This is a genomic window from Haloarcula sediminis, assembly GCF_035656455.1.
Lineage (GTDB): Archaea > Halobacteriota > Halobacteria > Halobacteriales > Haloarculaceae > Haloarcula > Haloarcula sediminis.
In genome coordinates this window covers 262,486-281,479 of sequence record NZ_JAYMGA010000007.1, presented here as the reverse complement: position 1 = coordinate 281,479, position 18,994 = coordinate 262,486, and the positions used below count along the sequence as shown (strand labels likewise).

Annotated in this window: 21 protein-coding genes; 10 read left to right on the top strand and 11 right to left on the bottom strand. The window is 67.8% G+C overall.

What is annotated here, in order from left to right:
* The first annotated feature begins 220 nt into the window (after window positions 1-220).
* The 4 genes from VJ162_RS13905 to VJ162_RS13890 all read left to right on the top strand — a co-directional run bounded on the left by VJ162_RS13905 (window position 221) and on the right by VJ162_RS13890 (window position 5,542).
* Window positions 221-2,635 carry an ATP-dependent DNA helicase gene (locus VJ162_RS13905; RefSeq protein ID WP_324665114.1) on the top strand — a complete coding sequence of 805 codons (2,415 nt, stop codon included), beginning with the start codon at window positions 221-223 and terminating at the stop codon, window positions 2,633-2,635.
* On the top strand, window positions 2,635-3,132 hold the full coding sequence (gene cgi121, locus VJ162_RS13900) for a KEOPS complex subunit Cgi121 (protein ID WP_324665113.1): 498 nt from the start codon (window positions 2,635-2,637) through the stop codon (window positions 3,130-3,132). Before VJ162_RS13905 ends, cgi121 begins: the two co-directional genes overlap by 1 nt.
* Before the next feature lie 104 nt (window positions 3,133-3,236).
* The gene (locus VJ162_RS13895; protein WP_324665112.1) at window positions 3,237-4,553 is read left to right on the top strand and encodes an oxidoreductase; all 1,317 of its coding nucleotides are present in this window, start codon (window positions 3,237-3,239) and stop codon (window positions 4,551-4,553) included.
* Between the two features lie 137 nt (window positions 4,554-4,690).
* Window positions 4,691-5,542, top strand: a complete 852-nt coding sequence (locus VJ162_RS13890) for an alpha/beta fold hydrolase (RefSeq protein WP_324665111.1) — start codon at window positions 4,691-4,693, stop codon at window positions 5,540-5,542.
* Here VJ162_RS13890 and VJ162_RS13885 read toward each other — a convergent pair whose 3' ends face one another.
* Window positions 5,543-6,091 carry a MaoC family dehydratase gene (locus tag VJ162_RS13885; protein WP_324665125.1) on the bottom strand — a complete coding sequence of 183 codons (549 nt, stop codon included), beginning with the start codon at window positions 6,089-6,091 and terminating at the stop codon, window positions 5,543-5,545.
* Between the two features lie 299 nt (window positions 6,092-6,390).
* Here VJ162_RS13885 and VJ162_RS13880 point away from each other — a divergent pair, with 299 nt between their 5' ends.
* Genes VJ162_RS13880 through VJ162_RS13860 form a run of 5 tightly spaced genes read left to right on the top strand, consistent with a single transcriptional unit; the run spans window position 6,391 to window position 9,759 of the window.
* On the top strand, window positions 6,391-6,687 hold the full coding sequence (locus VJ162_RS13880; RefSeq protein WP_324665110.1) for an AbrB/MazE/SpoVT family DNA-binding domain-containing protein: 297 nt from the start codon (window positions 6,391-6,393) through the stop codon (window positions 6,685-6,687).
* Window positions 6,688-6,694: 7 nt separating this feature from the next.
* Window positions 6,695-7,246: a hypothetical protein gene (locus VJ162_RS13875; protein ID WP_324665109.1), complete on the top strand. Its 552-nt coding sequence runs from the start codon at window positions 6,695-6,697 to the stop codon at window positions 7,244-7,246.
* 43 nt (window positions 7,247-7,289) lie between these two features.
* The gene (locus tag VJ162_RS13870) at window positions 7,290-7,832 is read left to right on the top strand and encodes a poly(R)-hydroxyalkanoic acid synthase subunit PhaE (RefSeq protein ID WP_324665108.1); all 543 of its coding nucleotides are present in this window, start codon (window positions 7,290-7,292) and stop codon (window positions 7,830-7,832) included.
* A 1-nt stretch (window position 7,833) separates the two neighbouring features.
* Entirely contained in the window at window positions 7,834-9,273 is a 1,440-nt protein-coding gene (phaC, locus tag VJ162_RS13865; protein WP_324665107.1) for a class III poly(R)-hydroxyalkanoic acid synthase subunit PhaC, read from the top strand.
* 42 nt (window positions 9,274-9,315) lie between these two features.
* Window positions 9,316-9,759: a TIGR00725 family protein gene (locus VJ162_RS13860; protein WP_324665106.1), complete on the top strand. Its 444-nt coding sequence runs from the start codon at window positions 9,316-9,318 to the stop codon at window positions 9,757-9,759.
* Here the strand turns inward: VJ162_RS13860 and VJ162_RS13855 are convergent.
* The 3 genes from VJ162_RS13855 to VJ162_RS13845 all read right to left on the bottom strand — a co-directional run bounded on the left by VJ162_RS13855 (window position 9,745) and on the right by VJ162_RS13845 (window position 12,195).
* Window positions 9,745-9,972, bottom strand: coding sequence for a hypothetical protein (locus VJ162_RS13855; RefSeq protein ID WP_324665105.1), 228 nt, complete (start codon window positions 9,970-9,972; stop codon window positions 9,745-9,747). The two genes, VJ162_RS13860 and VJ162_RS13855, sit on opposite strands and share 15 nt — an antisense overlap.
* On the bottom strand, window positions 9,972-11,492 hold the full coding sequence (locus VJ162_RS13850) for a hypothetical protein (RefSeq protein WP_324665104.1): 1,521 nt from the start codon (window positions 11,490-11,492) through the stop codon (window positions 9,972-9,974). The genes VJ162_RS13855 and VJ162_RS13850 overlap by 1 nt, the downstream gene beginning before the upstream one ends.
* Before the next feature lie 208 nt (window positions 11,493-11,700).
* Window positions 11,701-12,195 (bottom strand): DUF7858 family protein, encoded by a 495-nt coding sequence (locus VJ162_RS13845; protein WP_324665103.1) that lies wholly within the window; start codon window positions 12,193-12,195, stop codon window positions 11,701-11,703.
* 170 nt (window positions 12,196-12,365) lie between these two features.
* On the opposite strand from VJ162_RS13845, the gene VJ162_RS13840 reads away from it, so the two are divergent.
* Window positions 12,366-13,226, top strand: coding sequence for a transcription initiation factor IIB (locus VJ162_RS13840; protein WP_324665102.1), 861 nt, complete (start codon window positions 12,366-12,368; stop codon window positions 13,224-13,226).
* Here VJ162_RS13840 and VJ162_RS13835 read toward each other — a convergent pair.
* Genes VJ162_RS13835 through VJ162_RS13805 form a run of 7 tightly spaced genes read right to left on the bottom strand, consistent with a single transcriptional unit; the run spans window position 13,205 to window position 18,873 of the window.
* Window positions 13,205-13,870, bottom strand: coding sequence for a MinD/ParA family ATP-binding protein (locus VJ162_RS13835; RefSeq protein WP_324665101.1), 666 nt, complete (start codon window positions 13,868-13,870; stop codon window positions 13,205-13,207). The two genes, VJ162_RS13840 and VJ162_RS13835, sit on opposite strands and share 22 nt — an antisense overlap.
* Complete coding sequence (locus VJ162_RS13830) at window positions 13,867-14,664, bottom strand: DUF7857 domain-containing protein (RefSeq protein WP_324665100.1); 798 nt, start codon at window positions 14,662-14,664, stop codon at window positions 13,867-13,869. Before VJ162_RS13830 ends, VJ162_RS13835 begins: the two co-directional genes overlap by 4 nt.
* Before the next feature lie 33 nt (window positions 14,665-14,697).
* Window positions 14,698-15,519: a DUF7856 family protein gene (locus VJ162_RS13825; protein ID WP_324665099.1), complete on the bottom strand. Its 822-nt coding sequence runs from the start codon at window positions 15,517-15,519 to the stop codon at window positions 14,698-14,700.
* Window positions 15,516-15,851, bottom strand: a complete 336-nt coding sequence (locus VJ162_RS13820) for a DUF7855 family protein (RefSeq protein ID WP_324665098.1) — start codon at window positions 15,849-15,851, stop codon at window positions 15,516-15,518. The genes VJ162_RS13825 and VJ162_RS13820 overlap by 4 nt, the downstream gene beginning before the upstream one ends.
* Before the next feature lie 44 nt (window positions 15,852-15,895).
* Entirely contained in the window at window positions 15,896-16,465 is a 570-nt protein-coding gene (locus tag VJ162_RS13815; protein ID WP_324665097.1) for a DUF7504 family protein, read from the bottom strand.
* 39 nt (window positions 16,466-16,504) lie between these two features.
* Window positions 16,505-16,777 carry a DUF7854 family protein gene (locus tag VJ162_RS13810; protein ID WP_324665096.1) on the bottom strand — a complete coding sequence of 91 codons (273 nt, stop codon included), beginning with the start codon at window positions 16,775-16,777 and terminating at the stop codon, window positions 16,505-16,507.
* The gene (locus VJ162_RS13805; RefSeq protein ID WP_324665095.1) at window positions 16,777-18,873 is read right to left on the bottom strand and encodes a minichromosome maintenance protein MCM; all 2,097 of its coding nucleotides are present in this window, start codon (window positions 18,871-18,873) and stop codon (window positions 16,777-16,779) included. Before VJ162_RS13805 ends, VJ162_RS13810 begins: the two co-directional genes overlap by 1 nt.
* Between the last annotated feature and the right edge of the window lie 121 nt (window positions 18,874-18,994).

Below are 18,994 nucleotides of genomic sequence, written 5' to 3'. Positions count from 1 at the left end.
CGATTTCTGAGGACGACGCAAGCACGCTACGCGAGCGTCGTTCGAAAATCTTCGATTTTCGTGATCACGAAAGGCGCACTGCGCCTTTCGGACGACAGCGAGCCGCGGGAGCTGAGAACGCGGGGGCTTTCTGGCTGTTTGTCGCCGCTTCCGCTTAACTAAACACTGCCGCCACACCAGGACGACAGTTTAAATCGGACCGGGACCCAACCACGGACCAATGGACGTTGCGGACCTGCCGGGCGTGCCCGACTGGCTCCCCGAGCACCTACGCGCCGATGGCATCGAGCAGCTCTACCCACCCCAGGCCGAGGCCGTCGACGCGGGGGTGACCGAAGGCGAGAACATCGTCGCGGCCATCCCCACGGCGAGTGGCAAGACGCTGGTCGCCGAGCTGGCGATGCTGTCGGCCGTCGCCCGCGGCGGCAAGGCCCTCTACATCGTCCCCCTCCGGGCGCTGGCCAGCGAGAAACAGACCGAGTTCGAGCAGTTCGAGCAGTACGGCCTGAGCGTGGGCGTCTCGACGGGCAACTACGAGTCCGACGGCGGCTGGCTCGGCGACAAGGACATCGTCGTCGCCACGAGCGAGAAGGTCGACTCGCTGGTGCGAAACGACGCGCCGTGGCTGGAGGACCTGACCTGTGTCGTCAGCGACGAGGTGCATCTGGTCGACGACGGACAGCGCGGCCCGACCCTCGAAGTAACGCTTGCCAAGCTTCGGCGGCTGAACCCGGACTTGCAGACGGTGGCGCTGTCGGCCACCATCGGCAACGCCGGCGAGCTCGCCGGCTGGCTCGACGCCGAGCTCGTTGACTCGGACTGGCGGCCTATCGAGCTCCAGAAGGGGGTCCACTACGGGCAGGCCCTGCATCTGGAAGACGGGAGCCAACAGCCCCTCGCCGTCCAGAACAACGAGAAGCCGACCGCCGCCATCGTCCGGGACACGCTGCAGGACGACACCGACGAGGACGGGACCGTCGAGGAAGGGGGGTCGACGCTCGTGTTCGTCAACTCCCGCCGGAACGCCGAGGCCGCCGCGGGCCGGCTCGGGAGTACGGTCCGCCCGCACCTGAGCGGCGACGAGCGGGCACGGCTCGCCGACATCGCCGACGAGATACGGGACGTGAGCGACACGGAGACCAGCGACGACCTGGCCGACGCCGTCGAGGACGGCGCCGCGTTCCACCACGCCGGCCTCGCCAGGGGCCACCGAGAACTCGTCGAGCAGGCGTTCCAGGACCGCCTCGTCAAGGTCGTCTGTGCGACGCCGACGCTCGCGGCCGGCGTGAACACCCCCTCCCGGCGCGTCGTCGTCCGGGACTGGCGCCGCTACGACGGGTCGGCGGGCGGGATGGCCCCCCTCTCCGTGCTGGAGGTCCACCAGATGATGGGGCGGGCCGGCCGCCCCGGGCTGGACCCCTACGGCGAAGCGGTCCTGATCGCCAGCAGCCACGACGAACTGGACGAGCTGTTCGAGCGGTACGTCTGGGCCGACCCCGAGCCCGTCCGCTCGAAACTCGCCGCCGAGCCCGCCCTCAGGACGCACATCCTCGCGACCGTCTCCTCGGGCTTTGCCCGGTCGCGCAGCGGGCTCCTGGAGTTCCTCGAACAGACCCTCTATGCCAGCCAGACCGACGAGAGCGGGCGGCTGGAGCGGGTCGTCGACGACGTGTTGACGTATCTAGAGCGCAACGGCTTTCTCGAAGTGGATTCGGGAGAACTGGACGCCACCTCGCTGGGTCACACCGTCTCGCGGCTCTATCTGGACCCGATGAGCGCCGCCGAAATCGTCGACGGGCTGGAGTACTGGGCGCGCCACAGCGGCGAGTCCGAGGCGGGCGACGAACCGAGCGCGGCGGACGCGACGGCCGACGGCGCGTTCAGCACGGCGAGCGAACTCGCCGAGGAGCAGGCGGGCGCCGACATCGACCCCGACGACATCTCGGCGCTCGGGCTCTACCACCTCGTCTCGCGCACCCCCGACATGTACCAGCTCTACCTCCGGTCGGGCGACCGCGAGGAGTACGAGATGGAGCTGTACGAGCGCGAGGACGAGCTACTGGGACCGACCCCCTCCGAGTTCGAGGACGAGCGCTTCGAGGACTGGCTCTCGGCGCTGAAGACGGCCCGCCTGCTCGAAGACTGGGCCAGCGAGGTCGACGAGGAGACCATCACCGACCACTACGGCGTCGGTCCGGGCGACATCCGCGGCAAAGTCGAGACGGCCCAGTGGCTGCTTGGGGCCGCCGAGTCGCTGGCCGGCGAAGTGGACTCGGACGCGGCCCGGGCCATCAGCGAGGCCCGCATCCGCGTCGAACACGGTGTCCGGGAGGAGCTGGTCGACCTCGCCGGCGTGCGCGGCGTGGGTCGCAAGCGCGCCCGCCGGCTGTTCGAGGCCGGCATTGCCGACCGCGCCGAGCTGCGCGACGCCGCGAAACCGGTCGTGCTGGCCGCGCTGCGTGGTCGGCAAAAGACCGCCAAGAACGTCCTGGAAAACGCCGGCCACCGGGACCCCTCGATGGAGGGCGTCGAGCCCGACCCGAACGTCGAGGTCCACGAGGAGTCCCCACGCGACGGCGAGGAGGACTACGAGGACGAACCCGAGGAAGACCAGTCCAGCCTGGGGGACTTCTGATGAGGGTCGTCGAGGGGCGGGCCGACATCGGCGACGTGGGCGCGTTCGTGGCCGACCTCGACGCCGTCGGCGACGACCACGGCGTGACGATACAGGCCTTCGACGCCCGTTACGTCGTCGACCGCGCGCACCTGGAGCGGGCGGTCGACCTCGCTTCACGCGCCCGCGAGCGCGAGGAGACGATTGCCGATGACTTCGGCGTCGAGATACTGCTGTACGCCGCCGGCCGCCGCCAGATAAACCGGGCGCTGGAGATGGGCGTGGGCGAGGGCGAGTGTCCGGTCGTGGCGGTCGTCGTGGGCGAAAACGAGGGCGACGAGGAGCGGGCGGCCGACGACCTCCGCGAGCGGTTCACCCCGGCCGAGACGCTCGGCGAGTACGACGACGAGCTGGTCCGGGCGTTCTTCGACGTGGGCGACACCGAACTCGCCGCGACCGAGGGGACGCTGGCCGACGCCGTCCGCGAGCGGGTGGCGCTGCTGGTCGTGGACAAATAGCGGTCGCCGGCTCTATGGTCTGAGCGACGCCGTTTTCTTTCAGGCGTGCCAGCGATACACATGGTCGGACAGCGCGGCGACCGAACGCGACAGCGCACAGCGCCGTGACCAAGCTCGCCGACCCGCTCGATATCGGCGGCTGTCGGCTCCCGAACCGCCTCTACCGGGCACCGGTACTGGAGTGTGCGGGCAACGGCGCGGATGCGGTCGAGGCGCTGATAGACGAACTCGAACCGACCGCCGAGAGCGGCGTCGGGCTCGTGTTTCAGGGGGCGAGTATCGTCACGTCCGACGGTGGCTGTGCCGCGCCGAACATGACGCGAGTCCACGACCCGGCGTTCGTCGCCGGGCTCGAACGGCTCACGGACGCGGTTCATGCACACGAAGGCAAGATATTCCTCCAGCTGGCCCACGGCGGCCTGCGGAGCATGGCGACGTGGCACGCCGAGTACCGGGAGCGAAACCCCGACGAGCGCCAACTAGCCGTCTCGCGGCCGCCGTGGCAGCTGCGGGCGCTCGACCGAGCTGGGTTGATTTCGCTGCATCCCCGCGTGCTCTCGACCGACGAGGTGTACGACCTCGCCGAACAGTTCGGCAGGTGCGCCGGATACGCCGTCGACGCGGGCTACGACGGCATCCACCTCTCGGCGGCGAACATGAGCCTGATACAGCAGTTCCTCTCACCGTTCTACAACCGCCGGGACGACGAGTTCGCCGACGGCGTCCGGTTTCTCGAAGCGATTCACGACGCCGTCCGCGAGCACGCCGGCGACGTGCCGCTGGTGACGAAGGTCCCAGCGGAGACCGTTGCGCCCAGTTTCGTTCGAAGGCATATTTCGGAAGCGGCGGCCGTCGACATGGCCCGGCGGCTGGCGGCCATCGGCTACGACGCCGTCGTCCCCGTCGAGGTCTCGACGTTCTGGGACATGAGCATCGTCCGCGGCGCGTATCCGGAGCGGGCCTGGGCGGCCGAGGCGTTACGGGACGGCTACGCGGCGGCCTTCGGTGGCCGCTGGCGGGCACGAGCGGTAGCGCTGCTGAACCGGCTGCAGGCCCGGCGGTTCGACCGCGAGCCGGGGTGGAACGCCGACTTCTGTCGGCGGGTCCGCGAGCGGGTCAGTGTGCCGGTGTTGCTGGAGGGCGGGCTGCGGACGCGGGCCGACTGCGACCGGTATCTGGGCGCGGGCGACGGCGAGCCGGCGGCCGACATGGTCGGGATGGCGCGGCCGTTCTACGCCGAGCCGCGACTGGGCGCGCGGTTGCTCGCCGGCGAGGACGCGCTGTGTGACAGCTGCAACAACTGCACGGTTCCGCAGGTGACCGGCGAGCCCGGCCGCTGTCGGACGCCGTCGGTGGTCCGGGAGAGAGGGCGTCTGGAAGAGAATGGTGCCTACGAGAGAACCCGTTCCGACCGCGAGTGAACCGCTAGGTCGAGTGGTCGGTGTCGGACACCGGGCGTCCAATCGTCGTGACCCGTCACCTGAACGGGGCCGTGTCGGTACCACGTGCTATCCAGTGTGCAGAAAGTCTCATCCGACACGGTCCCCGAACTCGGACAATGAGTGCTCAGATCGCATCGGAGCGCGTCGAGCTATCGGTCGATGGCGACGACGTGGATATACACTACAAGACCGGCGGGAGCGGGCCGCCGCTGGTCTTTCTGCACGGTATCGGGCTGGACGCCGCGACGGTCTCCTGGCGGCATGCCCTGCCCGCGCTGGCCGAGGACCGGACCGTCTACGCGCCGGACCTGCCGGGCCACGGCGAGAGCGACAAGCCGGACCGCGCGTACACGACGCCGTACTACCTGGCGACCGTGAAGGCGTTCCTGGACGCCATCGACGTGGACGAGCCCGCGATAGCGGGGCTGTCGATGGGCGGCGCGCTGGCGCTTGGCCACGCTCTGGACGGCGGGAGCGTCGAGCGGCTCGTGCTTGTAAACAGCTACGGGCTAGGTGGGGACGCCTACTGGCGAACGGCCGCGAGCGGGCTGTTCCAGACGCCGCTGCTGGGGAACATGGTCTGGCAGGGCGTGAGCACGTCGAAGCCGGCCATCAGGACGGGGTTGCGAAGCATGGGCGCGACCGAGCCCCCACAGGAACTCGTCGACGACGTCGACAGCGTCGTCGACCGGCGGACCGTGCGCGCGATGCGGCGCTGGCAGCGCAGCGAGTTCCTGGCGAGTGGCTTCCGGACGAACTACGCCGACCGGCTGGGCGAACTCTCGGTGCCGACACTGCTGATTCACGGGGACGAGGACCCGCTGTTTCCGCCGTCGTGGTCGCGGCGGGCGGCGTCGGAACTGGTGGCGGGAGAACTGAAGCTGGTCGAGGACTGCGGTCACTGCCCGCCCCGGGAGCGCCCGGAGTGGTTCAACAGCGCGGTGCAGTCGTTCTGTGCGGGACAGTAGTTAGCTGTCGTCGGGGAGCTCGTCGATGAGGACGACGGCCTCGCCGTCGATGACGACCGTGTCGTCCTCCTTGACCCGCGTCGTGAGACGGTACTGCTCGTCGCCCAGGTCCTCGACGATTTCGCACTCGGCGGTGAGGCGGTCGCCGATGCGGACGGGGTTGTGGAACTCCAGGTCCTGAGAGAGATAGATGGTCAGTCCGGGCAGGCGCGCGAGGGCGGCGCTGATGAGGCTCCCGACGAGGGTGCCGTGGGCGATACGGCCACGGAAGCGGGTCCCTTCCGCGAACTCGTCGTCGAGGTGCAGCGGGTTCGTGTCGCCGCTGGCGGCGGCGAACTGCTTGACGTCGTTCTCGGAGATGGTCTTGGTGAACTCGACGCTGTCACCGACACCGAGCTTGTCGGGGTGGTCCGCCGAGATGGAGACGTGCCACTCCGGGAGGTCCTCGTCGGCTTCGATGCGCTCGGCGGGCGTCGGGAGGTCCTCGTCGGGGTTGACGCCGAAGGCCGCAAACGCCGCCCGGTTGGCCGCGACGACGCTGTTGAACATGTGAGAAGAGGTCTCAGTCCACGTATCGAGCAGTGGGTTCCGCAACGGTTCAGAACTCATTGATGAATCGTATTTAGCGGTCTGGCTATTAAACCTTGGTGTTAAATTCCACTCGATGGCCGGCAGACGGCGTCTACCGTGTGTCAACGGCAGAATTGAGTTTAGTTAACGCGCGCTACGACGGCGAGCGGTGCGCTCGTCGCCACTGCATCGCCGATACCATTCAATACCATTCAATGGTAGCAGATGGTAAATCACGGAAAGTTTTAAGTCGTTGAGGGGAGTAGAGACTGATACCGATGGCCGATGAGGACGATGGTCTGATGTGGCCCCCGATGTTCAAGGGGATGCAGCAGGCGAGCGAGAACGCGATGGAACAGCAGCAACAGATGATGAAGCAGTTGTTCGCCAGCGGCGGCATGCCGAGTTTCGATATGAATCAGCTGGGAGCGATGAGCCAGATGGCGACGTTCAAAACGCGCGTCCAGAGCGGTGGCCGAATCAGCATCCCCGACGCGGAGCGCGAGGCGCTCGGCATCGAGGAAGGTGACATCGTCCAGACAGTCGTCCTCCCGGTCGCCAATAACCAAGAGTGATACACCAATGGTAGACTACACCACCCCCGTCACGACCGCCTTCGAGATGCAGCGTGCGACGATAGAACAGAGCCAGAAGGCCCTAGAGCAGACAGTGAGCTTCCAGCAAAACGTCAACGAGGCGCTCATCGACAGCCTCGACACCCAGGAGTCGGCCCAGCGCCGCAGCGTCGAGCTCTCGAAGACCGCCTTCCACAGCTACCTCGACGCCGTCGAGGCCACCGTCCCCGGCATGGCCGGGACCATCGACGAGCTCCGTGCGACCGTCGACGAGCAGTACGACTTCCTGCTGGAAAACCACGCCGAAGTCTTCGACAACGTCGAAAGCGAGATGCTAGAGGGCGTCGAGGCCTACGACGAGATGACCGAGGACTACGTCGCGGCCGTCGACGAGCAGGTCGGCATGCTCGTCGAGGCCCACGAGGAACTGGAGTCCCAGTCCGTCGAGGTCGCCGAGCAGTTCGGTGACCAGCTCGAAGAGGTCCAAGAGCAGGTCGAGGAGATACAGGAGCAGGTCGAGGAAGTGCAGGCCCAGGCCGCCGACGCCGTCGAGGCGTAACTAACCAGCCGTTTTTTGTGCGTTACAGGACGATAGTACACCAATGAGCGATACAAACCAGATGCAAGAGGAGTGGACGGAGATGGTTGAGGAGATGAACACAGCGGTCGCCGACTCCATGGAACAGAACATGAAGGCACAGGCCGCCTTCGTCGAGTCGTGGGCCGACGCCGTCGAGGACTCTATCCCCGAAGAGGACGAGCTCAGCGAGGGGCTCCAGGGGTACAACCGAGCCTACGAGGAGTGGGTCGACGCCGCCGAACAGATGGTCGAGCGGTCGACCGCAGCCGCACAGGGCGAGGACGTGGACCCGGCCGAATTCCGCGACATCTGGCTCAAGTCCGCCAACGAGGCGTTCAAGCAGGTGATGGGCACGTCGGCCTTCGCCGCGGCCAACGGTCAGCTCGTCGAGTCGATGATGGAGATGCAACAGGAGGCCGAGGAGCTCTCCCAGGACGCCATCGCCCAGATGGGCTTTCCCACCCAGGAGAACATGGACGAGGTCGCCGAGCGCCTCGTCGAACTCGAACGCCGCCAGCACGCGGTCGAGGAGAAGCTCGACCGCATCATCGACCAACTGGAGTAACATGTCCAGCAACTACAACCCGTTTACGGCCGCGCTCGACTGGCAGCGCAAGTCCCTCGAAGCGATGACCGACACCGTCGAGAAGTCGTCGATCGCCGACGAGCGCCTCGAACTGATGGAGTCCGTCGAGGTCGGCCAGACGCCAAGCGAGGTCGTCTACGAGGAGAACAAGCTCGAACTGCTCCACTACGACGCCGAGGCCGCCGGCATCGAGGTCGACGAGGCGGACAAGGAGTCCGTGCCCATCCTCATCGTCTACGCGCTCATCAACCGCCCGTACATCCTGGACCTCCAGGAGGAGCGGTCGGTGGTGCGCCGTCTGCTGGAGGGGGGCCACGACATCTATCTCATCGACTGGAACGAGCCCTCCCGGCTCGACCAGCATCTCACGCTGGACGACTACGTCAACCGCTACATCGACAACTGCGTCGACGTGGTTCGCGAACGCTCCGGTCAGGACGCTATCAACCTGCTTGGCTACTGCATGGGCGGGACGATGTCGGTGATGTACAGCGCTCTCCACAAGGAGAAGGTAAACACCCTCGGACTGATGGCCGCCGGCCTCTGTTTCGACCAGACCGGCGGCGTCCTCGAAGAGTGGGGCGCGGGCGAGTACTACGAGCCCTCGGACGTGACCGACACCTTCGGCAACGTCCCCGCGGAGATGCTCGACATCGGCTTCGCGCTGATGGACCCCGTCGAGAACTACGTCTCGAAGTACGTCCGCTTTGCCGAGAACATGGAAAACGAGGACTTCGTCGAGAACTTCGGCCGGATGGAGAAGTGGCTCGGCGACGGCATCGACGTCGCGGGCGAGACCTACGTCCAGTTCCTCGAAGACATCTACCAGGACAACAAGCTCTACAAAAACGAACTGGAGCTCGACGGCAAGCACGTCGACATCCAGAACATCGACATGCCCGTCCTCCAGCTGATGGGCGAGTACGACCACCTCGTCCCGGCGGACGCCTCGAAGCCGTTCAACGACGTCATCCCCAGCGACGACACGGAGATTATGGAGTTTTCGACGGGCCACATCGGCCTCTCGGTCTCCTCCTCGACCCACGCCGAGCTGTGGCCCGACGTGGCCGAGTGGTACAGCGAGCGCAACAACGACGAGGTCGACATCGAGGTCGAGTCCCCCGAAGACGACGCACAGGCGGCCGTCGAAGAGGTCGCTGACGCCGCCGGGGAGGCCGTCGAAGACGCTGGGGCGGACACCGAACCGAGCGACGAGACCAACGACGAGGCGGACGACACCGCGGGCGAGCAGCCCGCCGACGTCGACACCGTCTCCGGTATCGGCCCGACCTACGCCGACCGTCTCCGCGACGCCGGCATCGAGACGGTCGACGACCTGACAGCACACGACGCCGCGGAACTGGCCGAGATCACCAACGCCTCGCCGTCGCAGGCCCAGGACTGGCTCGACCAGCTCTGAGCGGCAGGGATGCTTTTCTATCTCCCGGTCGGTAGCCGGGACATGCGCGTGGCCGTCATCGGCGGCTCGACAGTGACGGACCGGGAGTACGAACAGGCTCGCGACGTGGGCCGATTGCTCGGCGAGCGGGGCCACGAGGTCGTCTGTGGCGGCTTCGGCGGCGTGATGGAGGCGGTCTGTGCGGGTGCCCGCGAGACGGGCGGACACACAATCGGCATTCTCCCGAACGAGGACCGCACGGCTGCCAACGACCACGTCGAGACGGTCATCGCGACGGGGCTGGGCAACGCCCGGAACGTACTGGTTGTCATGAACGGCGACGCCGTTATTGCCGTCGACGGCAGTAACGGGACGCTCTCGGAGCTGGGCCACGCTCTGGATATGGACCGGCCCGTGGCGGGTATCGGAACACATTCTCTCGAAGGCATCGAACACGTCGAGACGGCCAAGCGAGCGGTAGCGTTCGTCGAGTCAGCGGTCGAGTAGTCGTCGGATGACAGCCGCGGCGGCCAGAAACACGAAGCCGACGAGTCGGACGCGGCGTTTCGCCCCCGGTTTCGGGTCGAACTCGACCCGCAGAACCCATCGGTAGGCGTACTCGGCCGAGCGAAGCAAGATACCGGGGACCAGCAGATGGACGAGGCCGGCGAGCGCGGCCCCGACCCAGAGCAGTCGAGGCGAGAGGTCGATACGGACCATTATTCGAGCCAGTCGAGGAACGTCCCCGAAAGCAGCGTCTCCTCCTGCTGGCGGATGTAGGCGGCCTGCATCCCCCAGATAGCCTCGGCGAGCGGGACGTTCTCCTCGATGCGCTTTCGGACGTAGTCGTGTTTCCAGCGGGCCGGCGTCATCCGGCGGTCGACGCGCTCGCGCAGCGGCCGCAGATACTCGTGGGCGGCCTCCGTCGAAAGCCCGCGCCCTTCCAGCCCCTCGCGGGCGTGTTCGAACAGCTCGCCGTATATCTCGTCGGTCGACGTGGTCGTCGCGCCGTCGGCGGTGATCCACTCGATGTCCGCGTCGAGCCCGTGGCGAGTGGCGGCATAGAAGTTCTCCTTCGCGGTTTCCCAGTCCTGTGACTGGATTGGGTGTTCGAACCGGACCAGACTCTCCATCAGGCCGGCGACCAGCGCCTCGAAGGCGATGGCGTCGTCGACGGTCGGCTGGGCCGGCAGGGGGCGGAACTCGATGCGGGCGTTGGCCGCCGACCGCGTGGCCCCCTCGAAGACGGGTCGGACCCACCGCCAGTACGAGCCGTGTTTGTGCCGGAAGTGGACGAAGTCGTCGTCGAATCGGGTGCCCGACGGAAGGCTGCGGGGGACGATAGTGTCGTCCTCGACGATGTCGTCGATAGCGTCCTCGACGCTGTCGAAGTCGGGCGGGAAACACACCTTCGGCGGCGTCGAATCGCCTTCGGGCGGGTTCAGCACCGACTCGAAGACGCCGATGCGGTTCTCCATGTGGGCATCGGCGACGATGTCGGCGTCGGGGGCGTCGTCGTAGAGGTCCGGCGGGAAAAACGGGGAGTTGACGCTCAACGCGAGCACTGGCGCGGCGATGCGCAGGGCGTAGGTGAAATACTCCGGTAGGTCCGGGGCGTGTGGAATCTGGTAGTGGGGCTGGATAGAGGTGATGAGCGCCTCGGGCATCACCGTCTCGGCTTCGAGCGAGACGTGCGGGGCGTCAATTTCGAACGCCGACGGGTAGCCCGTGTTGGCCATCGTGTGGTACCGAACCGCGTCGGTCATGTTGGTCCCGATGCGAACGCCGTCCTCCTCGACGCAGTCACAGAGGTACTCGCGTGCCGTCTCGCCGTTTGGCGGCACCGTCCACATCCCGTCGGAGACGAGCTGGATACCCTCGCTCCGGACCCGCTGTTGGGCCGGCAGCAGCGACGCCTTCAGCTCGTCGCGCTGGGCGGCCAGCCCGTGGGAGTTCAGCGGCTGCGGGCTGGTCTGCATCTCGGCGTTGTGGAGCCCGAGTTCCTTCTCGAAGCCGATGAGTTCCAGGAGGTGGCGTGGCATCCGTCGCAAGGCGTCGGTCCGGTCGTCGACGGCGTACAGCTCAAGCTCCATCCCGACGATGGCCTCCGAGTTGTCGAACGTTCCCGAGCGGATCTCCTCTTTGAGCGCCGTCGCCTCCTCGCGTGTCTGCTTGTGGAACGCCTCACCGTCCACATCGAGGGCCCGACCGACCGCCGCCGCCAGTTCGGATGCCGACATACCAGCCGGTTCTCGGCGGGGGGTCAAAAACGTGGTCCAGTCGACGGAGTTCCAGAACCAGTGACCGGGCGTTCGGTCACACAAGGATTCACAGCAACTCGCCGATGTCTCACCAGCGACGTAGCCGAGACTTCGGTCACACGGGGATTCACAGCAGCTCGCCGGTGTCTCACCAGCGACATCGCCGAGACTTCGGTCACACGGGGATTCACAGCAGCTCGCCGATGTCGCTGCGCGCCTCTCCCAGCGGGTCCGCGTCCTCGGTTTCCAGCGCTCCCTCGACGGCGTCGCGAGCCGCCGGCAACGGGTCCGTGCTCTCGACGTACGCCGCCAGGGCGAACGTTCGCTCGCCGACGCCGGCCAGCGCCATCGCCTCGCTCCGGGCGAGCCGGCCGTCGAGCCAGTCGGCGACGACCTGACGGCCCGTCGGACCGACCGGCGAGACCTGCTCGCCGAGCAGGTGTAGCGTCTTGGCGGCGGTCACGGGCGGCACGTCGGCGACGTGACCGCAGTCGTCGACCGCCCGGCCGCTCGCGTAGGCGTCGACGATAGTCGCCGCCGCGTCGGGGTCACAGGGGAGCCGGTCCGAAAAGGGCGCCAACCGCTCTGCCAGCGAGTCGTTGGTGTCGTCGACCGCCGCCACGCCGCGCTCTCGCTGGCGGTCGGTCACCTCGATGCCGGCGGCGATGTCGGCAAGCCCCATTGGAATCACGTTCGGGAGCATGGAATTTAAGGCTGCTGTTCGCGCGGGCGATACGCGAGTCGGCAAGGCAGCCCACCTACCGGTTACCGGTAGGTGATTTCGTCCGAGACGGGGTCGAGAGCGCCACTACCGCCGGTTTTTTAACCCACCTGGCGGCCGTAGCATCGGATATGAGTACGACAACCACGGGTTGTCCCGAATGCGACGGGTCGCTGAAACAGGAGGGATGTGAGACGGTGTGTACACGGTGTGGGCTGGTCGTCGGCGAAGACAGCATCGACCGCGGTCCGGAGTGGCGCAGCTTCGAGGACGACGAGACCGACAGTGCCCGGACCGGCGCGCCGCTGACCCGGTCCCGCCACGACCGGGGGCTCTCGACGGAGATCGGCCGGTCGACGCGGCTCAAGGGACGCAAACGACGGCAGATGGCGCGACTGCGCCGGCAACACCGCCGGGCGCAGGTCAGCTCCAAGCGCGAGCGCAACCAGGTGTATGCCTTCACGGAGATACGGCGCATCGTCGGCTCACTGGGGCTGTCGGCGGCCATCCGTGACCGGGCCTGTGTCCTGTTCGAGTCGGCACAGAGCGAGAACCTGCTCCAGGGCCGCTCGCTTGAGGGCTTTGCCGCGGCGACTGTGTATGCCACCTGCCGCACCGAGGGTGTCGCCCGGACCGTCGAGGAGCTGTGTCGGGCCGCCCGCGCGGATCCGGACGAGCTGCGGGCGGCCTACGACGCCCTGAACCGGGAACTGGGGCTGCCGACCGGACCCATCGACCCCCGCGAGTACGTCCCGCGCTTTGCCACCGAACTGGAGCTATCCGACGGGACCCGGAGCCGTGCGGAAGAACTCGTCGGCGAGGCCCGGGACTGCGGGCTCATCGCCGGGCGCAACCCGGCGGGCATCGCCGCGGCGTGTCTCTACACCGCATCGCAGGAGGGAGACGGCGAACTGACTCAGGCCGACGCCGCGGCCGTTGCCGACGTGACGCCCGTAACACTGCGGGCGACCTACACGGAACTACAGGAGTAGACGGCGGCCGCGAGGTCCTCGAAGGCCCTCGCCGCGGCCGAGTCGGGCGCGGTCCGGTCGACGGGGAGACCGTGGCGCTGGGCCGTCGAAACGGCCTCGCTGTCGGGGACGGGAACGACTGGCGCCCCGAACCGGTCGGCGACGGTGGCAGTCGCCGGCTCCGGTCCGGCTCGGTTGAGGACTACCCGGCAGAGCCCGGCGCCCAGTTCCCTGGCGAGTTCGCGGACCCGCAAGGCGTCGGCCAGCGCGGCCGCCGAGTCGGTCGTCACCAGCACCGCCGCGTCGGCGACGGCGAGCGGAAGGCCCACGTCCGCGCGCAGCCCGGCGGGTGAATCCACCACGACCCAGCGGTGGGCGCAGTCGAGCGTGTCGAGCGTGTCAGCCAACTGCGTCGGGTCGACCGCACGGGCGCCGGCGAGTGTCCGGCCGCAGGGAACCATCGTCACCGGACCGTCCTCGCGTACGGCCTCCTCGGGGGCCGCCCGGCCCGCCAGCACGTCGTGGAGGTCCGGCCCGTGACCCGCCGGCAGGTCCGCCATGGCGAGGTCACCGTCGACGACACAGCCGCCGAGCTGGGCCGCGAGGTTGTACGCGACCGTCGACTTGCCTACCCCGCCCTTGCCCCCGGTGACGGCGACGATCATGCGAGCGTCGAAAGCGTCTCGACCGGTATCGTCGCTTCCGCCCGCCGGTCGGCGAGCCGGCGCGCCCGCCGGGCGACGAGTCTGAGCTGTGCTTCGTCACCGGCGTCAGCAAGCGCCCGCACCTCGGTTAGCCCACCGGTCTCTCTGACCGCCGTTGTCGCCTCGGGGAGGGTTTCGGCGTCGGCGAGCGCCACCGCGCGGTCGGTCCGCCGTTCCATCTCGGCCAACCACGGCCCCACCGACGCCGGGAGCTGTGCGGTGTGGCCGTCACAGGCGTCGGAGCTGCGGGAGAGAGCGCCGTAGTCGCCCGGGCCCCCGTCGTCCCCCGCGGCGCCAGACGCCGGGTCGGGCGCGCGCCCACTGTCGGACGCAGGTTGCGACCCGGCGCCGGCACCCGGTGCCGTGTCCGGCGACCCGCTCTGTTCGGCGGTCGGCACGGCGTCGGCCGGCGGTGACGGGTCACCCAGCTCCCGGACCACGTCGACGGGGCGGTCCGACCGCTCCCCGGCGGGGTCGGCCTCGGGGACTGCGACGGCGTCGGCGAGTTCGGCCGGCGGTCCCTCGGGCCGGGCCGGCGTCGCGTACCCGAACGCGTGTGAACCCGGAGCGAGCACACCGGAGAACCCCGCCTCCGTCCAGCCGGCCTCGGGCACCCCCTCGGTCCGCGGGGGCCACACCGGCCCGTCGAGGCAGTTCCGGACGGTCACTCGCGTGGGGACAGCGAGGCCCCGCAGGTAGACGGTGACCAGCGTCACCCCGTCGTGGTGGCTGGCCGAGCAGTCGAACGTAACCATGGCGGGTGGTGGTCGCCCGCTCGGATTTAAACGTCAGCACCGGACGACCGGCGCCGAGAGCCAGTCAGCGGCGGCCGCCGGGCTCGGGAAGCGGTCGGTCTCGACGACGACCGGGGCGTCGGTACGGGCGAGTCTGAGCGTCGCCAGCGCGGCCGGGACCGGCGGCGCGTCGAGCGGGTCCTCGCACAGGTCGTTGGACGCCGAACCGGGGATGGCGTCGAGGGCGGCCGCGTACTCGTCGGCGACGGAGTCGACGAGTTGGCGCCGCGCGTCGCGGCGCCGGTTTGCCAGTCGGTCTTCCAGCCGCTGGCGCCGCGCCTGTCGGTCCCGGTACTCGCGGGCCCGGTCGCGTCGCTGGCGCCGGCTCTCCCGGGCGGCGGCGCGTTCGGTCTCCCGTTCCGCGAGTGTCCCCGCAGTCTCCCGTACCCGCTGTTCGACAGCCTCGGTCTCCGCGCCCAGAGCCTCGCGGGCCGCCAGCCGGCCGCGTGTCGCCGCGACCCGCTCACGGAGTTTTGCGACGGCGGCGTCGTCGACCGCCTCGCGTACCCGGGGCAGCGTCGGTTCGTCACGGTCGAGGTCGGCCAGCCGCTCCCGGAGCTCGGCGATTGCGTCGTCGTGACTGGTCTCGTGGTCCCGTGACCGGGCGGCTGTAGCCAGTGCCGTCCTGGTCCGGAGCCCCATCGACGGGTGGACGTGCCCGCAGTAGTCGTACACCGGTCCGGGTGAGGGGGCGTCGACGAGCGGGTCGGGCCACGCACCCCGGACCGCCGCGGCCACGTCCCCGCCTGCGACCGGCCGGCCCCGCAGATCGACGACCCGCCCCTCGTATGTCGTCCCGTGGACGCGCAGTTTCACAGCTGCTCACCACGCAACTGGTCGGCTGTGGGAAGGTCCCGACCAGCGGCGAACTGACGGTACGGCGTCGAGGCGGTCTCGCGGGCCTCGTAGGCCCGGGCCGCCTCTCGGACGCGTGCCGGGGCGTCCGCGGGCTCGAAGGGACGAACCCGCTCCAGTTGTACGTCGAGCCCATGTTTCTCCCGGAGCCTGAGCGCCTGGAACGCGCCGAACTCGGTGGCCGACAACAGGGCGGCCCGGCCGAAGTGACGGACCACACAGTCCTCGTGGGCCCGACAGACGTTCCGGAGGTCCCGACGCGCCCCGCGCGTGTACGTGACGACCAGCAGCACGGGAATGGGTAGGTCCGCACAGCGGATTTAAATTTTCTATTTCTCTACCGTAATATTTCCCGGTGCCGGGCCGACCACGTCCCGTTTGTATCCTCGACGATGGCGTCAAACAGCGACGCGAGCGCGTCGACGGTCCGAGTGTCGTGGGCAGCGGGGTCGAGGTGAAAGTGCGCCTCGGCGTCGGCCGCGTATAGCTGTCCGGTGAGGGCATTGAGGAACTCGTAGGCCCGCTCGGTGTCCACGTACTGGAGCAACACGGTCAGCGAGTCGAAACAGACGACGGCGTCGTCGTGAGTCGAGAGCGCCTGACTGAGCGTGATTCCGAGCGCGGTGAGATCCTCCGGTGTCGACACTGACTTGACGGTCACGTCCTCGCTGTCGGGGATGTCGGTCGGTGACTCGCCGACGGCGATGACCGACAGCGACCCCGACGCCCCGGCCGCACGGAAGTGATCGAGACAGACCGACGGCGAGCGACTGTAGGTGACCCAGAGGACCGTCGTCTCGGGGGCCGTCGCCGATAGCAGTTCCAGACAGCTGTCCTCGGGACCCGTCGACGACGTACACACCAGCGCTACAGCGGCGTCACCGACTGCCTCGCGGAGCGAGCTCATCGGATGGGGACTCATCACCCGACAGTAAAACAGCTTTCCTCACTCCACCGGTGAGACGGTGAAGTCGCCGGGCTCGTCGACCAGCGCGGCGACCCTGTCACGGGCCTCCGGTGCCGAGGCCGCAAGCACGACCAGCCCGTCGGCCGAACCGGCACCGCTGGCCCGGTAGGCACGGAGGTCGCCCTCGAAGTCGGCCGCGTACGTCCGGAGAATGGCGCGCACGTCGGCCTCCAGCTCCGACAGCGAGCAGTCGCCGCGTTCGAAGGCTGCCAGAGCGTCCTCGACGTTCCGCAGCGCGCTGATTCGGTCCATCAGGTAGTCCGGAGGTGGTCGGTGCGGGGCTCGTACACCTCGCCTTTCTGTTTCAGCTTCTCTATCTCGTGTTCGGCCTTGGACTCCTCGATACCGACCTCCTCGGCACGCTCGACGACGACGTCGATGGGCGCGCCCTCGTCGTACTCGTCTTCGATGTCCGAGATGATGCCGCGGATGTTCTGGATGCGGTCGCGCTGGGTCTTGGACTGGCCCGTCTCGACCACGTCGGCGTCGAACTCGCCCGTCTCGGGGTCGACGCCGATCTCCTTCAGGCAGTAGTGGGCAATCTCGACCGCGCGGTCGGCGTCGCTCTCTTCGACGGTATCGGAGAGGCGGATACGGGCCGACGCCTCGGCCAGCCGGACGAGCGCCTCGAGCTTCCGGGCCGTGACCGGCACCGGCGCGTCCTCGTCCTGCCCTTTCATCCGCAGGTCGACGTAGAAGTCCTCGATGGTCTCTTTGGCCGCCTCGGTCATCGTCGGGAAGCAGTTGCGCTTCGCGTAGGCGATGTACTTCCGCAGGAGCTCGGGTTCGATAGTGGGGGCCACCTCGTCGGTGACGGTGTCGACCTCCTCCTCGGAGAAGTTCGAGGTCGGGTTGTTCGTCCGGTGTGTGTGGAGTTCGCCGGCGTAGTTGGTCTGGACGATGTGTTCGGCGAGGTTCCGGTCTTTCTCCTCGTCGGGCTTGTCCGTGACCGTAAAGATGAGGTCGAACCGCGAGATGAGCGCGGGTTCGAGGTCTATCTGCTCGCCGATGGGCTCGTACTGGTCGAAGCGGCCGTACTTGGGGTTTGCCGCGCCCAGCAGCGAACAGCGGCTCTTGAGCGTGGCGTTGATGCCCGCTTTCGAGACGCTGATGCGCTGCTGTTCGAGCGCCTCGTGCATCGCCGAGCGGTCTTCGGGGCTCATCTTGTCGAGTTCGTCGACGGCCGCGATGCCCTGGTCGGCGAGGACGAGCGCCCCCGCTTCCAGCGTCCACTGCTGGCCGTCACCGAAGTCGTCGCGAACTGCGGCCGCGGTGAGCCCGGCGCTGGAAGATCCCTTCCCCGAGGTGTAGACGGAGCGGGGCGCAATCTGTTCGATATATGACAACATCTGCGATTTTCCGGTCCCAGGGTCCCCTATCAGCAACATATGGAGGTCGCCACGTATACGCGAGCCGTCAGGAAGCTGTTTGCTGACCCCGGAGAACAGCTGGAGCATCATCGCGAGCTTCTCCTTCTCGTAGCCGTAGATGGAGGGCGCGATGGCGCCGACCATCTTGTCGTAGATGTCGGACTCGTTTGAGAGTTCGACGATCTCTTTCTTGTCGGCGTCGGTGATGTCCATGTCCTCGAACTGTTCGTCCTCGATGACGATGGAGACGCCGTCCATGTAGATGTCGAACATCGGGGACTTGTCCTGGTCCGAGCCCTGCTGGTCGAGCTTGAGGATACCCGTCGCGCGGACGTGGTCGCCCGCCGTCACCGTACCGGTGATGTCGTCCTCGACGTTGATGTCGATGGACTGGGGCGTCTCGCCGCCCCGCAGCCCCTCGGGGGACTCCTGAACCCGAATCTTCTGGGCGTCGATGAACTGCGACTGGTCGGTGTTGAGCCGGAATGGACCCTGGCGTTCACACCCCTGGCACTCGTGGGGCTCCTGGAAGTCGCCGGCGGCCTGCGGGATGCGCGTCAGCGTCCCACAGCGCTGACACTCGAAGGCGGCCTCGGTGACTTTCGGCCGCACGTCGGTCGCCTTGCGGACGATGCCCTGGACCGCGATGAGGTTGCCGTGGTGTTCGTGGCGAATGTCGCGGATGTCCTCGGAGTCGGGGAGATTACGGACGCGGACGTGGGCCTGCCCGAGCGAGACGTCGACGGGCAGGTCATAGAGGCGCAGCGCCTCCTCGGCGAACTCCTGGAGCTGGCTTGGCTTCGTGCGGTAGTCGTCGGCCAGGTCCGGGTCAAAGCGGTAGAGGTCGTCCCAGTCGATGTACAGCGACTTCTGGTCGTTGGGGTACTTCTGGGCGAGCTCACCGATCTCGTTGCGGTAGTAGTTGCGATAGAACTCCTCGAAACGGTCGATGAGCTCGGTGTTCTCGGCGGTCGCCATCTGAGTGTACAGGGTTTGTGCGGGATGACCTAAGAAGGTTGGTATGCCGGGGTGGAAGTGGTGTGTGAGGGGCCGGGCCGACGCCGTATCGGTTCGCTCGACAGTCGAGTCAGCGACAGGC

Coding starts and splice junctions, on each gene's coding strand:
- VJ162_RS13890 (WP_324665111.1), top strand. CDS start 4,691: ATGAGTGCTCAGATCGCATCGGAGCGCGTCGAGCTATCGGTCGATGGC.
- VJ162_RS13850 (WP_324665104.1), bottom strand. CDS start 11,492: ATGTCGGCATCCGAACTGGCGGCGGCGGTCGGTCGGGCCCTCGATGTG.
- VJ162_RS13905 (WP_324665114.1), top strand. CDS start 221: ATGGACGTTGCGGACCTGCCGGGCGTGCCCGACTGGCTCCCCGAGCAC.
- VJ162_RS13870 (WP_324665108.1), top strand. CDS start 7,290: ATGAGCGATACAAACCAGATGCAAGAGGAGTGGACGGAGATGGTTGAG.
- VJ162_RS13855 (WP_324665105.1), bottom strand. CDS start 9,972: ATGGTCCGTATCGACCTCTCGCCTCGACTGCTCTGGGTCGGGGCCGCG.
- VJ162_RS13845 (WP_324665103.1), bottom strand. CDS start 12,195: ATGGGGCTTGCCGACATCGCCGCCGGCATCGAGGTGACCGACCGCCAG.
- VJ162_RS13810 (WP_324665096.1), bottom strand. CDS start 16,777: ATGGACCGAATCAGCGCGCTGCGGAACGTCGAGGACGCTCTGGCAGCC.
- VJ162_RS13835 (WP_324665101.1), bottom strand. CDS start 13,870: ATGATCGTCGCCGTCACCGGGGGCAAGGGCGGGGTAGGCAAGTCGACG.
- VJ162_RS13805 (WP_324665095.1), bottom strand. CDS start 18,873: ATGGCGACCGCCGAGAACACCGAGCTCATCGACCGTTTCGAGGAGTTC.
- VJ162_RS13815 (WP_324665097.1), bottom strand. CDS start 16,465: ATGAGCTCGCTCCGCGAGGCAGTCGGTGACGCCGCTGTAGCGCTGGTG.
- phaC (WP_324665107.1), top strand. CDS start 7,834: ATGTCCAGCAACTACAACCCGTTTACGGCCGCGCTCGACTGGCAGCGC.
- VJ162_RS13840 (WP_324665102.1), top strand. CDS start 12,366: ATGAGTACGACAACCACGGGTTGTCCCGAATGCGACGGGTCGCTGAAA.
- VJ162_RS13885 (WP_324665125.1), bottom strand. CDS start 6,091: ATGTTCAACAGCGTCGTCGCGGCCAACCGGGCGGCGTTTGCGGCCTTC.
- cgi121 (WP_324665113.1), top strand. CDS start 2,635: ATGAGGGTCGTCGAGGGGCGGGCCGACATCGGCGACGTGGGCGCGTTC.
- VJ162_RS13860 (WP_324665106.1), top strand. CDS start 9,316: ATGCGCGTGGCCGTCATCGGCGGCTCGACAGTGACGGACCGGGAGTAC.
- VJ162_RS13880 (WP_324665110.1), top strand. CDS start 6,391: ATGGCCGATGAGGACGATGGTCTGATGTGGCCCCCGATGTTCAAGGGG.
- VJ162_RS13830 (WP_324665100.1), bottom strand. CDS start 14,664: ATGGTTACGTTCGACTGCTCGGCCAGCCACCACGACGGGGTGACGCTG.
- VJ162_RS13875 (WP_324665109.1), top strand. CDS start 6,695: ATGGTAGACTACACCACCCCCGTCACGACCGCCTTCGAGATGCAGCGT.